We start from the raw sequence: 12,844 nt of genomic DNA on the forward strand, positions 1-12,844 counted from the left end.
GTCGTCAGAACTCGTCCGCGATGGTCCGCAGCAGCCCGACCGTCTCGTCCGGGGTGGTGCTCACGGCGCAGAGCCGCTCCATCACCTCGGTGTACCGGTCCACGTCCTCCCGCTTGTCGAGGTACAGCGCGCTGGCGAGTTGCTCGACATAGACGACGTCGGGCAGGTCGGGGTCGGGAAAGCGCAGGATGCTGAACGCCCCGCCCTCCGCGCTGTGCCCGCCGAAGCTGAACGGCATGATCTGGATCGTGATCTTGGGCTGGCGCATCAGCTCGACGAGGTGTTCGATCTGGGCCCGCATCACCTCGACGCCGCCTATGGGGCGCCGTAGCGCGGCCTCGTCGATGACCGCCCAGAAGACGGGGCCGTCCGGCCTCTCGAACATCCGCTGGCGCTCCAGCCGGAGATCCACCCTCCTGGAGATCTCCTCGGCCCCGATGCCCGCCGATCCGGCGGTCACGACGGCCCTTGCGTACTCCTTGGTCTGCAAGAGTCCCGGCACGAACTGGACTTCGTAGGTCCTGATCCGGGCGGCGGCCTCTTCAAGGCCGACGTACGCCTGGAACCACGTGGGCAGGACATCGTTGAACCGGTGCCACCAACCCGGCTCGTTGGCGGTGGCGACCAGGTCGAGTACGGCGGCACGGGCCTGCTTGTCCACGACCCCGTACAGGGTCAGCAGGTCCGCCACGTCGCGTTCTTTGAACCCCACTCGGCCCAGCTCCATGCGGCTGATCTTGGATTCCGAGCCCCGGATGAGGTGGCCGGCCTCCTCACGAGTGACGTTCTTTGCTTCCCTGAGCTTGCGCAGCTGGGAGCCCAGGAGGATGCGCAGCGCCGTCGGTCCGGAACCCGGCTGGTTCTGCGTCACTTTGCCTCCTATCAAGGTCCGCACACACAGTGACACCACATTGCCGGGTATGACAAGGTCTCAACCTCGTGTCCGATTAGGAGACTAATGCCCCAAAACGCCGCCTGCTGCTGCACAATGCAACTGCACGTGCATTTGGGTCTTGCAGCTGCCGCGATCGTGACCCATGATGGCTTAGTGCATATTGGGCCAAACATGCACTAACTCGGGCTGAACGGGGAGGTATCGGCGGCATGGTGGAGGATCCTCTGGCCACTGCCGATGCTTTGCAGATCACCCGAGAGGTGGGCTTCGACTGCCTGCTCATGGGCGGGAAGCCGGACACCACCGCGTGCCCGCTGCCCTTCCAGGCCGATTCCGTGAAGACGGCCAGGGACGTGACCCGCTCGACCCTGCGGAGCTGGGGGCTGAACGAGCTCAGCGACGACGCCGCGCTGGTGGTGTCGGAACTGGTGACGAACGCGGTCCGCTACGCGATGTACGCGGCGGGCCGGCGCGAGATCGAGCTCCTGCTGATGCGCGTACAGCCGCACGTGCTGCTGGCCGTGGCAGACCCGAGTGACGAGGTGCCGCGCCCCAAGGAGCCGGACTTCATCTCGGAGAACGGGCGCGGCCTCTACATCGTCGAGACGTACAGCCAGTGCTGGGGCTGGGACCCCCTCGCCCGCGGCGGCAAGGCCGTCTGGGCCCTGTTCCGCACCGAACCCTGATTCAGTTGTCACGGCGGAACCGGGATGGCCCCGCCGTCAGGGCCGTCAGTCTCCGGTCGCCCCGTCAATGAGCTCGCGCAGCAGGTCGGCATGGCCGTTGTGCCTGGCGTACTCCTCGATCACGTGCACGAGGATGTAGCGGTGCGAGCAGTCCCGGCCGTTGCGGTCGGCGACGGCGTCCAGCGGCTTGGCGGCCGAGATGGCGCGGGCGAGCTCGATCTCCTCCTCCCAGGTCGCGAAGGCCTCCTTGACCGAGGCGGTGTCCACGTCGTTGAAGTCGGCGTCGTTGTCGCGGTCCTTGTCCCAGAGCCTGGGGATGTCCTCGCCGTTCAGCACGCGGCGGAACCAGACGCGCTCGACGTGCGCCAGGTGTCTCACCAGCCCGAGCAGGGACAGCGTCGAGGGCGGGGCGGCGCGCACGCGCAGTTGCTCGTCCGACAGACCGGCGCACTTGAAGGCCAGGGTGGCACGGTGCCATTCGAGCCAGTTGTTCAGCACGGTCCGCTCGTCGCCGGTGAGCGGTGGGGGTGTCCGAGGGTCGTTCATGGGGGTTGACCTTATCTGGAGGCGGCCGGACCGCGTTCAGTTCATGGAGATGTGTACGTGGTCGTAGTGGTTCTCGGTGATGCTGCCGCGGTCCGCCATGGCCCGCCAGCCCGAGCCCATGTTGATGCGCTGCTTCCAGATCACGTACTTGACGCCGAGCTTGTCCTTGTTCTCGAGCGCCCACGCCGCGATGCGGTCGCCCAGGGCGTTGTTGGCGGCCGAGGGCGTCGTGCCGCCGGTGCTCATCATGAAGTCGCAGGCCCGTCCCAGCGGGTGCTCGCCGCTTGAGCCCGCGCGGAAGCAGCCCACCTCGAACGGCAGCTTGAAGGCCTTCCCCACCTCCGCCTTCATCAGCCGCGTACGGGCCGTGATGTTGTCCGAGCCCGTGGGCAGCTCCGGCGCCCAGCTGCCGTTCGCGCTGCGGCCCGGACCGAACGGCACCAGGTCCTGGAGCTTCTTCTGGATGTCGTCGATGACGTCCTGGGCCTCCTCGCGCTGCGCGGACACCTGCTTCGCGTCCGCGCTGATCTGGGTGGCGAGCGCGGCGGCCTGGTCTGAGGCGCTCTTCTTGTCGTCGCGGGCCTTGGCCACCCCCTGGACGACGGCCTGCTGCTCGGCTGTGAGCTGCTCCAGCAGGGCCACGCCGCCGCTGTCGGCGGAGAGCAGGACGGCGGGCACCGAGGGATCGTGGCTCTGGTAGCGCATGCTGGCGATGTCGGCGACCCGCTGCTCGGCCGTGGCCAGCGTCTGCTCCGCGACGGCCAGGCGCTCCTTGGCGGCCTTGGCGGCCTGCTGCGCCTTGGCCAGCTCGACGCGCTTGAGGTTGTACGTCTCGATGAGCTTGTCGACCTTGCTGTTGAGCTGCTTGAGCTGGGCGCGGAGCTGGGCCTCCGACGGCTTGGGGGCCGCCGACGCCGCGGTCGCCGGAAGGAAGGCGACAGCGGCGGCGGTGATGAGACCGATGGCAAGAGTCACGGGGGACAGCGGAGACACAGCCGCCACGTGGAATGTTCCTCTCCCTCTGCCGGCCGGGTTAGCTGACGGGTTCGGGCGCGGAGGTGCCCTACCGACACATGGTCGGACTCACCCCAGAACTAGGTGGGTCCCCGGCTCCCGGGCGACACGCCCGGGATTAGGCGTGCAACGGTCGTGACAACCGGTGCAAAAGGGATGTTAGTGGTAGATCACGAGCAATGCGACCCTAACTAGAAATCTAATAGTGATCTACTTGTGATCGAAGCATACGCGCGGCCTCCTCTGGCAGCACGTCGTTCACGAAAGCCCCCATGGCCGACTCCGACCCGGCCAGGAACTTGAGCTTCCCCGGCGCCCGCCTGATGCTGAACAGCTCCAGGTGCAGGTACGCCAGATCGCGGTCCCGCCGTACGGGCGCCTGGTGCCAGGCCGAGATGTACGGCATCACGACGCCGAACAGGCCGTCGAAGGCCCGCAGCACCGAGGTGTAGAGCGGTGCGAACGCCTTGCGCTCCTCCTCCGACAGCGCGGCCAGGTCGGGCACCTGCCGGTGCGGGTAGATGTGCACCTCGTACGGCCAGCGCGCGGCGGCGGGCACGAACGCCGTCCACAGCTCGTTGGCGGCCACCACCCGCGTCCCCTCGGCCCGCTCGGCGGCCAGCACGTCGGCGAACAGGTTGCCCTTCGTGTAGCGCCTGGCGGCGTCGAGCTGGAGCCTGGTCCTGGGCGTGACGTACGGATAGGCGTAGATCTGGCCGTGCGGGTGGGCGAGCGTGATGCCGATCTCCTCGCCCCGGTTCTCGAAGCAGAAGACCTGCTCCACGCCCTCGATCCCGGACAGCTCGGCCGTACGGTCGGCCCATGCCTCCATGACCAGCTCGACCTGGTCGTCGGAGAGCCTGGAGAAGGAGGACGAGTGTTCAGAGGTGAAACAGACCACCTCGCACCTCCCCGCTCCAGGACGAACCTCGCTCAACCCGCCCACATCCTGATAGGTCCCGAAATTTCCGGAGAAGGAGGGGAATCGGTTCTCGAACACCACCACGTCGTAGTCGTACGCCGGGATCTCCGACGACCGCGTGTCCGACGACGGGCAGAGCGGGCACTCGCTCGCCGACCCCGTCGGCTGGAACGTACGCGTCTGACGGTGCCCCGCCATCGCGATCCACTCCTCGGTCAGCGGGTCGTAACGCAGCTCGGAGGCCACCGGCCGGGGGTCGAGCGTCCTCCGGTCGAGCGCGCTCCTGTCGGCGTCGTCACGCCGGTCGAAGTAGATCAGCTCTCGGCCGTCGGCCAGGTGGGTGATGGTGCGTTTCAAGGCGAGCCCTCCGCGATGATCAGTTCTCCGGCCCGTTCGGCCAGCTCCGTGCGTGCGTCCTCGGGCAGCCCCGCGTCGCTGATGACCACGTCGGCCTCGCTCAGCTCCGCGATCGTGCTGATGCCGACCGTGTTCCACTTGGTGTGGTCGGCGGGGACGACCAGCCTGCCGGCGGCCGCGACCAACTCCCTGTCGGTCTCCGACTCCAGCAGGTTCGGGGTGGTGAACCCGGCCCGTGCGCTCATCCCGTGCACGCCGAGGAAGAGCGTGTCCACGTGCAGGCGGCGGATCGCCGCCACGGCCACCGGGCCCACCAGGGCGTCGGACGGCGTCCGCACGCCGCCGGTCAGCACGACCGTACGGTCCGATCGCGGGTTGCGGTGGAAGACCTCGGCGACGGGGATCGAGTTGGTGATCACCGTCAGCTCGGGGACGCCGATCAGGTGGCGGGCCAGCGCCCACGTGGTGGTCCCTGCCGAGAGCGCGACGGCCGTGCCCGGCCGGACGAGGCCGGCCGCGCGCCGCGCGATGGCCTCCTTCTCCTGCTGCTGGCGGGCCGACTTGGCGGTGAAGCCCGGCTCCTCGGTCGAGCCGGGGCCGAGTGCCGTGGCACCGCCGTGCACCTTCTCCAGCAGCCCGCGCTCGGCCAGCACCTCGAGGTCGCGGCGGATCGTCATGTCGGAGACGCCGAGCTCGCGGACGAGGTCCGCCACCCGGACGCCGCCGTTGCTGCGCACGCGTTCGAGGATCGTCTGCTGACGCTGTTGTGCGAGCACGCCCGTTCCTTCCAACAGATTCCACCAAATTATGACACGGAATTGTTGGGGAATGTGAGTTCGCGTGCCGCGCTTGCGCAGGTCATCGCGGCGGGAGACGCTCTGGGTTCCAGCCGATCGTCGGAGGCGAGCTATGGCCAGGCGCTCACGCAAGGGCAAGGCACGCAAGAAGAAGAAGGCCAACCACGGCAAGCGCCCCACGGCGCGTTGACCGGGTGGCCGCCTTTCCGGCGGCCACCCGGGATCAGCTCTCGTTGACCAGGACTGCCGGCCTGTTCGGGTGATCGGCCCTGACCACGATGTCGGCGGCCTGCTGAGGCCGCGTCTCCCGCTCGTACCGCTGGTATGCGGGCAGCCGCCACAGCTCGTCCTCGGGCGACCCGCGCTCCAGCGCCCCGGCCGACAGCCACACGTGCACGGTCATCTCGAACGCCAGCCCCCGTCCCAGCAGCAGCGTCCCATCGACGATCACCACCCCTCCCGGGGGCAGCTCCTGGTACGGCGCCCGGTACGCCCGATCGACGCGGCTGTCCCAGAGCCGCGGCAGCACCTGTCCGGAGCCGCCCGGGTCCAGGGGCTCCAGAACCTCCCTCGTGAGCGCCTTGGCGTCGAGCCAGTCCTCGTAGAAGGCGTCCGGGTCGGTCCTGCCGTGCTCCAGCCGTAGCGACGCGGGCCGCAGGAAATCGCCCGCCGACACCCGCAGCACGGGCCGCCCGCGCAGTCGCAGCGGCGCGACGAGCTCGTCGGCCAGCGTCTCGGGACGCGCGGCCGGCGCGCCGTCCACGGCCACCCGCACCCACCCTTGGTGCGCGGCGACCTTCTCGGCCAGCTCCTCGACGAGCGCGTCACGGGAGATCGGTCGCCACCGCATGTCTACGCGCGCAGCCCCGCCACGAACCGGTGCATGGCCTCTGTCACGTCCGTGAGCGCCCGGGCCGAGGCGACCGGGTCGCCGAAGATCTCCATGCCGTGGTTGGCGTCCGGGACCTCGAGGTACGGGTGCCCCAGGCCCCGTGCGACCTCTCCGTCCCACGACTTGTCGGCTGTCCCGCCCACGAGCAGCGTGGGAGCCTCGCTCCGCCGCAGCGCGCCGACGACGGAATCGAAGGTGACCAACGGCGTGAGCCAGATGGCGGGCAGACCCCGTTCGGCGGCGATGGGTGCGGCGAGCGTGCCGAGCGACTTGCCCACCAGGAGCACCTGAGCGGCGCTCTCGGCCGCCACCGCCTCCCGTGCCCGCTCGACGGCCCACGCCTCGCGTTCGGCGAAGACGTCTCCCGCCGGCGGCTCCCACCAGACCTCCTGCACGGTCCAGCCGTGCTGCACGAGCACCACGCGGGCGAAGTGGAGGAGAGGGCGGGCGGGCACGTACGCGCCACCCGGCAGGAGCACGGCCACCCGCTCCGGGTCGCCCTCGTGCCGTGTGGGGACCCCGAAGACCGTCTCTGGCACCATTCCCCGGAGTATAGGCCGACGCGCATATGAGGGGATTTCCGCTATGAAGGACCTTGGTCGCCAGATCGCGTACTGGGACACCGTCGGAGCCGAGAAGACGTTCACCCATCCGGTGAACCTCGACTGGCTGGCGACCGTGGGCCGGGAGGCTCGAATCCTGGACTACGGCTGCGGCTACGGCCGCGTCATGGCCGAGCTGAGCGGCCACGGCTTCTCCGACGTGTCCGGCGTGGACCTGTCCCCCGCTCTGATCGCCCGCGGCCGCCAGTCACACCCTGACCTGCGTCTCGAGGTGCTGGAGTCGCCGCCCAGCCTGCCGTACTCGTCGGCGAGCTTCGACGCCGTGCTGCTGTTCGCGGTGCTGACGTGCATTCCCGACGACGACGCACAGCGGGCGCTCATCGCCGAACTCGTCCGCGTCCTGGCACCCGGTGGGCTCCTCTACATCAGTGACATGGTGCTCCAGGACGACGAGCGGAACCGGGACCGCTACGCCGCCTATGCCCAGCGGTTCAGAACCCCGTACGGGGTGTTCGCCACCGATGACGGCGCGGTGGTGCGACACCATGACATGGCCGAGCTGCACGCCCTGCTGCGTGATTTCGACCTCCTGGAAGAGCGCCGGACCTCCGTGGTCACGATGAACGGTCACCCGTCGCAAGCCGTGCAACTGCTGGCCCGTAAACGGTGATGCGGATCGCCGATCCGCCCGACGGGCACGCGCGTCCACTGGCGACGGCTTTACAGCGGATCGGAACCTCAGCGTTGCGATTGGTCTGCCAGGATGCGTTCCAGGGTTCGCCGACCCATCTGGCTCATGGGCGGGTTGGTTTCCAGGTAGTACCAGACGAGGCCCATCGCCTGTTCGAAGGCCCACGCCTTGCCTCGCTCCCATTCAAGGTCGTCGCACTCGAGGTCGTGGCGGAGCACCTGCCGCGGCCCGGCCTCAAGCAGATGCCAGGCACTCACAAGATCCAGAGCAGGGTCAGCCGGCCCGAAGCCGCCGACATCGAGAATCCCAGCCAGCCGACCAGCGGAAACAAGCACGTTTCCGGGAATGAGGTCACTGTGAGTCATCACGTCGGCGGATGTGCGCGGCAGACTTCGAAGATCTGTCCATATCTGGCGAAACCGGCGAACGTCCAGGAGTTGTTCGCTGTGCTTGAAACACGTCTCCATCCACACGTCATGGGATTGCAGGTCGCCTCCCCGGCCTTTGCCGGCAAACGTGCGGCCACGTGTATCGATTGCGCGCAGGCCGTTGATGAGATCAGCCAGGTCGTGGGCGAACGCGACCGACTCGCTCGGGTCCTCGTCGGTGGCCACCGCGCCGGACAGCCACGTCTGCACCGACCAGGGGAGCGGGTACCCCGCGCCGGGCTCACCGAGCGCGACGGGCTCAGGCGTGGGGAACCGCGTGCGACCTGCCAGCTCGCGGGCTGCTTCGGCTTCGGCCCGCAGCCAGCGCCGAGTTGAGTCGACGTGCCCGGCCTGTAGAGGGAACCGTGCTACGAAGCGGTCGCCGATGCGGAAAATGGCGTTAACCGTCCCATGAGAGGCGACGGCTGCGATCGGCAGGCTCCGCCACTCAGGAAACTGTTCATCCACCAATGTGCGTACCGTCTCCGGCGGCACCGTCAGCTGGTTGGCGTGCATCTTCACGCCGGAAGCGTTCCGCGTCTCAGTCTCCTCCTGCAACGCCTTTTCGCCGTAAGGCGGCAGTCGGCACGCCGTGAACGCACCCCTACCTGGTCGCCCCGGTCCGCGCCGGAGCGCGTTTTGCGCGCGGCAGACTGATCGTGCGAGAACCACCGACAGCGCCGCCAGGGCGGCCTGATGCCACCAGCAAACCACGGAAGGGGCCAGGTACAGCAATGATCGCGCGGACATGGCGAGGATGGGCCTCGAAAGCCACAGCCGACGACTACCAGCACCACTACAGAACCGAGGTAGCCGAACATCTCCAGCAAGTCCCCGGCTTCTGCGGTGCCCGCCTGCTCCGCCACCATGACGGCGACGAGGTGATGTTCACCTCGATCACATTCTTCATCAGCATGGACGACGTACGCGCGTTCGCCGGCGAGGACCCCGAGCAAGCCGTGGTCGAAGAGACAGCCCGCCGCGCTCTGACCCGATGGGACGAACGCGTCACCCACCACGCGGTCACCATCGACCTACGCGGCGATGACCACTGATTCGATCCGCCCATACCGCGGCCACCTACGATGCTGCTCCCGGAGCCGGAGATCCACGCGGAGGCCGGTCTTGGATGTGATGCACGCGGGAAACACCCTCGCGGCGTCCACAGGAGCGAGCCTCTGCGAGCGGATGACCCGTATGAGGCGCTCCTCCACGCGAGCGGCACTGATCTACCCAGCACGCCACACAGGACCGCGCCCAGGCCATCGCACAGGCGCTCGGCAAGGCGCTGAACGGGGCACGGAAGGAGCATGGAAAAAGGGCATCGGGCACGGAAGATCGGGAAGAAGTAGCGGAGATCACGAAGGCCAGGTCGCCTCATGGGGCTGACCTGGCCTTTCGCCTGTGGAGCGGACGACGGGAATCGAACCCGCGTAGCTAGTTTGGAAGACTAGGGCTCTACCATTGAGCTACGTCCGCGCGAACCGGTCGAACTCTGGTCTAGACTTCATCCGGTCGTCAGGGCGTAAGCGTACCGGAGTCCCGGAGCGTATGCGCACTCGGCGAGGCGGGGCGTGGCGCAGCTTGGTAGCGCGCTTGCTTTGGGAGCAAGAAGTCGCAGGTTCAAATCCTGTCGCCCCGACCAGCGTGACCGGCGCGAAGCCCGCTCCCTTGATCGGGAGCGGGCTTCTGCGTGACTGAGTTGCCTCAGACTTGCTCCATGCCCAGAACTTTATGAGTCTCAGCACACATGCCCTGTCATGGTCGTCGCCCAGCGCATACCGGCGACCATGTGCTCCAGATAGCCCGTGTCGCAGACCGTCACCACAATCTCTGCATAAGGCAGCTCGGCCAAGGAGCGGTCCTCCAACACCTCCCATACGCCATACTCCTCCAGATCGGCAGGGCCGTCCGGCCCCTCCAGCTCCCAGGGCTCGTTCGGATGCTCCAGCGCTGCGACCTCACTCAGTAGCGGGAGGTTCCGGTAGGGGCTGATGTCGTAAGAGGTGATGATTTCAGCGGCACGTTCTGAGAACTCCTCATCGTCGCCGGGCGTCGTGACGTAGTGGGAGATTCCGTCATAGCCGCGGCCGCCGCCCAGCTGGTACACGTCTTTCGCTTGACGCCTGGGCTCGAGCACGGTCTTGCCGTCTTCCGCGAGCAGGTATCCGTCTTCGGTGACCCGTATGTGCTTGCCGAGAATGAGTTCCCAAAGTTTTGAGAACTCGCCCTTCAGGCGCATGCCTGCCGTGATGCCCTTGCCCTCCTCCTCCGTGAAGGGGTATCGGTCTCCGTCCTCCTCATCGGCTTCGTTGTGCAGAAACCCCTTGTCCAGGTGAGCCCAGGCGTCCACCAGGAGGGACAGGGGAAAGACGATCTCCTCCGGCACGGACGGAGCGTCGGGGTTGATGATGTGCACCCTTCCGCGGAGGGTCGAGCCGTCGATCGAGTCGACGGACACGGTGAAGATACTTGTCATGCTGGGGCGCCCCTTCAGCCGGAAGCGGTGGTCACGCTTGATCAACAGTCAGTCCGGATAGTAGGGGCCCTTACTGACACTCGTTTCCGCGAAGCCGCAGGTTCAGTCCTGTCGCCCCGCCCGGCTCAACGGGCCTTCTGAATGTCTGAACGCGGTCGTCACTGGTAGGCGGATGCCTCGAGGTCGTACAAGCGGGCGTACCGGCCCGCGAGGTCGATGAGCTCGGCGTGCGTGCCGCATTCGATGATCTGTCCGCCGTCGAGCACGACGATCAGGTCGGCCATCCGGATGGTGGCGAAGCGGGCCAGGAGCGGCGTGGGCCGCATGAACGCCCGTGACAGGGCGATCTTCTGCCATCGGCCGCCGGAGAGCTCGACGCCGTCTCCGAGGGCCTTGCCGAGCCGGGTCTGTTCGCCCTCCGGGAGGCGGGCGAAGACCTGGGCGGCGCCGCCCTTCTCGGCGGCCTGCTCGATGTCGTGGATCCTGGGCACGTCGCCCACGCCGACGGCCTCGCGGGCCAGGAAGGGTAAGCGGCTGAAGTCCTGGAAGGCCGAGGTCACGCGTTCCCGCCAGGCCGCGGCGTCCAGCTCGGTGAGGGGTGTCCCGTCCACGGTGACGGTCCCGCCGGTCGGCCGGTGGAATCCGCACAGCAGCTTGACCAGGGTCGTCTTCCCGCTGCCGTGGTCGCCGACCAGCGCCACCGTGGCCCCGGACGGGAGATGCTGGTCGATGCCGCGCAGCACGGGCGGGCCGCCGTACGAGAAGTCCACGCCGGACAGGGTGATGCCGTCGTGGAGCCGGTCGGGCGGGGCGAGCGTGCCGCTGGTACTCGCCGCGTACAGGTCGCGCAGCCCTGGCTCGACATGGAGATGACGAACATGGCGGAGACCGCGCCGATCGTCGCGGCGATCCGGCCGACCGACACCTCGCCGGAGGTGGCCACCGCCACGTACACCACCGACGCGGTCGCCGCCCACCCGAGGAAGACCGACATCTCGCGTCGACGCAGGGCCGTCTTCGAGTCGATGACCCACGCGCTCGGCCAGCGGCCGGCTCGTCGAGCGGAGCACGTTGCCGGTGACCAGCAGCGCGCCGAGCAGTGCGAGTACCGTCCCCATGCCGCTCGCGGCGACGCCCTGCGCCAGCCGGCCAAGGACGAGGAAACCCAGCAGGCGGCGCTTGGGGGTGCGGGCACAGACCGGACCCTATCCACCAAGATCCAGCCGCGGCAGCCGCTTCAGGGTGTCCGCGGAGTCGTCAGCCGGTCAGTGTGAGGGGGTTGACCAGGTCGGCGTAGACCAGCAGGCCGGCCATGATGATCATGACGAACGCGATCGCGTACGTCAGCGGCAGCACCTTCGCGATGTCAACATAACCCGGCTCCGGCCGTCGCATGATCTTCGCGTACGCCCGCTTGACGGCCTCCCACAGCCCGCCGGCGATGTGGCCGCCGTCGAGCGGCAGCAGCGGGATGAGGTTGAACATGCCGATCGCCAGGTTGAAGCCGGCCAGCAGGTTGACGAAGATGGCGATCTTCTTCTCGTTGGACAGGTCCGAGGCGAGGATCTCGCCGCCCATGCGGCCCGCGCCGACGACGCCGACCGGGCCCTCGGGGTCGCGCTTCTCGCCGGAGAAGGCCGCGTGCCAGACGCCGACCATCTTCTGCGGCAGGTTGACGATCGAGCCCGCCACCCGGCCCGTCAGCTCGCCCATGTAGCCGAGCACCTGGCCGATGCTCTGCTTCTGCATGACCTCGGTGGGCAGGACGCCGAGGAAGCCGACATTCTTGTCGATCTTGTTCACGTCCTGGAGGTTGGGCCGGTCCTGGGCGATGAGCGTGACGTTGAGCGTCATCGGCTTGCCGTCGCGGACGATGCCGACCGCGACGGGTCCGGCGCCGTGGGAGCGGATCAGGCGCGTGGCGTCGTCCCACGAGTTGATCTTCTGGCCGTCGAAGGAGACCATGCGGTCACCGGGCTTCATGCCCGCCTGGGCGGCCGGGGTGGGTTTGTCGGTGGGCTTGCACACGTTGCGCTGCTCGGACACCGGGATGACACACGTGTTGGTCTTGGGCGACACGATCGGGGCCAAGGTGGGCAGGCCGATGCCGACCAGCAGGATGGTGAAGAAGATGAACGAGAGCACGAAGTTCATCGCCGGGCCGCCGGACATGATGATGACCTTCTGCCACCATTTCTTCCGGTAGAAGACCCGGTCCTCGTCGCCGGGGCGGACCTCCTCCTGCGCGGCGTCGCGGGCCGACTCGATGAGGCCCTGGAACGGCCCCGTAGAGCTGCTCCTGAGCTTGCCGGGGTCGTCGCCGGGGCGGGGCGGCAGCATGCCGATCATGCGGATGTAGCCGCCGAGCGGGATCCATTTGATGCCGTACTCGGTCTCGCCCTTCCGCCGCGACCAGGCCGTGGCGCCGAAGCCGACCATGTACTGGGTCACCTTCACGCCGAAGATCTTGGCGGGCACCAGGTGGCCGATCTCGTGCAAGGCGATGGAGAACATCAGTCCGAGCAGGAAGATGACGATCCCCACGAGATAGAGCCAGTTCATCTATGCGCGCTC

At 67.9% G+C, this 12,844-nt stretch carries 16 protein-coding genes, 2 tRNA genes and 1 riboswitch; of the genes, 6 read left to right on the forward strand and 12 right to left on the reverse strand.

Features of this window, described 5'->3' with window-relative positions; all coding sequences use genetic code 11:
- Window positions 1-4: 4 nt before the first annotated feature.
- On the reverse strand, window positions 5-871 hold the full coding sequence (locus ABD830_RS20745; protein WP_344989632.1) for a helix-turn-helix domain-containing protein: 867 nt from the start codon (window positions 869-871) through the stop codon (window positions 5-7).
- Between the two features lie 233 nt (window positions 872-1,104).
- Here ABD830_RS20745 and ABD830_RS20750 point away from each other — a divergent pair, with 233 nt between their 5' ends.
- Window positions 1,105-1,581: an ATP-binding protein gene (locus ABD830_RS20750; protein WP_344989635.1), complete on the forward strand. Its 477-nt coding sequence runs from the start codon at window positions 1,105-1,107 to the stop codon at window positions 1,579-1,581.
- Window positions 1,582-1,626: 45 nt separating this feature from the next.
- On the opposite strand, the gene ABD830_RS20755 is transcribed toward ABD830_RS20750, so the two are convergent.
- The 4 genes from ABD830_RS20755 to ABD830_RS20770 form a co-directional block, all read right to left on the reverse strand.
- Window positions 1,627-2,127, reverse strand: a complete 501-nt coding sequence (locus tag ABD830_RS20755) for a DinB family protein (protein WP_344989638.1) — start codon at window positions 2,125-2,127, stop codon at window positions 1,627-1,629.
- A 36-nt stretch (window positions 2,128-2,163) separates the two neighbouring features.
- Window positions 2,164-3,102, reverse strand: coding sequence for a coiled-coil domain-containing protein (locus tag ABD830_RS20760; protein ID WP_344989641.1), 939 nt, complete (start codon window positions 3,100-3,102; stop codon window positions 2,164-2,166).
- Window positions 3,103-3,135: 33 nt separating this feature from the next.
- Window positions 3,136-3,276, reverse strand: a riboswitch (cyclic di-AMP (ydaO/yuaA leader).
- 64 nt (window positions 3,277-3,340) lie between these two features.
- A complete protein-coding gene (galT, locus tag ABD830_RS20765) occupies window positions 3,341-4,420 on the reverse strand; it encodes a galactose-1-phosphate uridylyltransferase (protein WP_344989644.1) in 1,080 nt (359 codons plus the stop codon).
- On the reverse strand, window positions 4,417-5,196 hold the full coding sequence (locus ABD830_RS20770) for a DeoR/GlpR family DNA-binding transcription regulator (protein WP_344989647.1): 780 nt from the start codon (window positions 5,194-5,196) through the stop codon (window positions 4,417-4,419). The genes galT and ABD830_RS20770 overlap by 4 nt, the downstream gene beginning before the upstream one ends.
- A 133-nt stretch (window positions 5,197-5,329) precedes the next feature.
- Here ABD830_RS20770 and ABD830_RS54280 point away from each other — a divergent pair, with 133 nt between their 5' ends.
- Complete coding sequence (locus ABD830_RS54280) at window positions 5,330-5,407, forward strand: 50S ribosomal protein bL37 (RefSeq protein WP_376776135.1); 78 nt, start codon at window positions 5,330-5,332, stop codon at window positions 5,405-5,407.
- 33 nt (window positions 5,408-5,440) lie between these two features.
- Here the strand turns inward: ABD830_RS54280 and ABD830_RS20775 are convergent, their stop codons facing one another.
- Both ABD830_RS20775 and ABD830_RS20780 read right to left on the reverse strand, forming a co-directional pair.
- Window positions 5,441-6,067, reverse strand: coding sequence for a nucleoside/nucleotide kinase family protein (locus ABD830_RS20775; RefSeq protein WP_344989650.1), 627 nt, complete (start codon window positions 6,065-6,067; stop codon window positions 5,441-5,443).
- 2 nt (window positions 6,068-6,069) lie between these two features.
- On the reverse strand, window positions 6,070-6,651 hold the full coding sequence (locus ABD830_RS20780) for an alpha/beta fold hydrolase (protein ID WP_344989653.1): 582 nt from the start codon (window positions 6,649-6,651) through the stop codon (window positions 6,070-6,072).
- A 43-nt stretch (window positions 6,652-6,694) separates the two neighbouring features.
- Here ABD830_RS20780 and ABD830_RS20785 point away from each other — a divergent pair, with 43 nt between their 5' ends.
- Window positions 6,695-7,342, forward strand: a complete 648-nt coding sequence (locus ABD830_RS20785; protein ID WP_344989656.1) for a class I SAM-dependent methyltransferase — start codon at window positions 6,695-6,697, stop codon at window positions 7,340-7,342.
- 68 nt (window positions 7,343-7,410) lie between these two features.
- On the opposite strand, the gene ABD830_RS20790 is transcribed toward ABD830_RS20785, so the two are convergent.
- Window positions 7,411-8,307, reverse strand: a complete 897-nt coding sequence (locus ABD830_RS20790) for an aminoglycoside phosphotransferase family protein (RefSeq protein WP_344992952.1) — start codon at window positions 8,305-8,307, stop codon at window positions 7,411-7,413.
- A 218-nt stretch (window positions 8,308-8,525) separates the two neighbouring features.
- Here ABD830_RS20790 and ABD830_RS20795 point away from each other — a divergent pair, with 218 nt between their 5' ends.
- Window positions 8,526-8,846: an antibiotic biosynthesis monooxygenase family protein gene (locus tag ABD830_RS20795; protein ID WP_344989659.1), complete on the forward strand. Its 321-nt coding sequence runs from the start codon at window positions 8,526-8,528 to the stop codon at window positions 8,844-8,846.
- Window positions 8,847-9,196: 350 nt separating this feature from the next.
- Here the strand turns inward: ABD830_RS20795 and ABD830_RS20800 are convergent.
- A tRNA-Gly gene (locus tag ABD830_RS20800) sits at window positions 9,197-9,270 on the reverse strand.
- An 89-nt stretch (window positions 9,271-9,359) separates the two neighbouring features.
- Here ABD830_RS20800 and ABD830_RS20805 point away from each other — a divergent pair.
- Window positions 9,360-9,436 (forward strand) — tRNA-Pro (locus ABD830_RS20805).
- A gap of 96 nt (window positions 9,437-9,532) precedes the next feature.
- Here ABD830_RS20805 and ABD830_RS20810 read toward each other — a convergent pair.
- Window positions 9,533-10,270: a hypothetical protein gene (locus tag ABD830_RS20810; protein ID WP_344989662.1), complete on the reverse strand. Its 738-nt coding sequence runs from the start codon at window positions 10,268-10,270 to the stop codon at window positions 9,533-9,535.
- 158 nt (window positions 10,271-10,428) lie between these two features.
- The gene (locus tag ABD830_RS20815) at window positions 10,429-11,040 is read right to left on the reverse strand and encodes an ATP-binding cassette domain-containing protein (protein ID WP_344989665.1); all 612 of its coding nucleotides are present in this window, start codon (window positions 11,038-11,040) and stop codon (window positions 10,429-10,431) included.
- Window positions 11,041-11,148: 108 nt separating this feature from the next.
- Between ABD830_RS20815 and ABD830_RS20820 the strand changes: the two genes are divergently transcribed.
- A complete protein-coding gene (locus tag ABD830_RS20820; protein WP_344989668.1) occupies window positions 11,149-11,544 on the forward strand; it encodes a hypothetical protein in 396 nt (131 codons plus the stop codon).
- On the opposite strand, the gene ABD830_RS20825 is transcribed toward ABD830_RS20820, so the two are convergent.
- Window positions 11,528-12,832, reverse strand: coding sequence for a M50 family metallopeptidase (locus tag ABD830_RS20825; RefSeq protein ID WP_344989670.1), 1,305 nt, complete (start codon window positions 12,830-12,832; stop codon window positions 11,528-11,530). The genes ABD830_RS20820 and ABD830_RS20825 overlap by 17 nt on opposite strands.
- Between the last annotated feature and the right edge of the window lie 12 nt (window positions 12,833-12,844).

Source organism: Nonomuraea helvata (assembly GCF_039535785.1).
In the GTDB taxonomy this organism is placed as follows: Bacteria; Actinomycetota; Actinomycetes; order Streptosporangiales; family Streptosporangiaceae; genus Nonomuraea; species Nonomuraea helvata.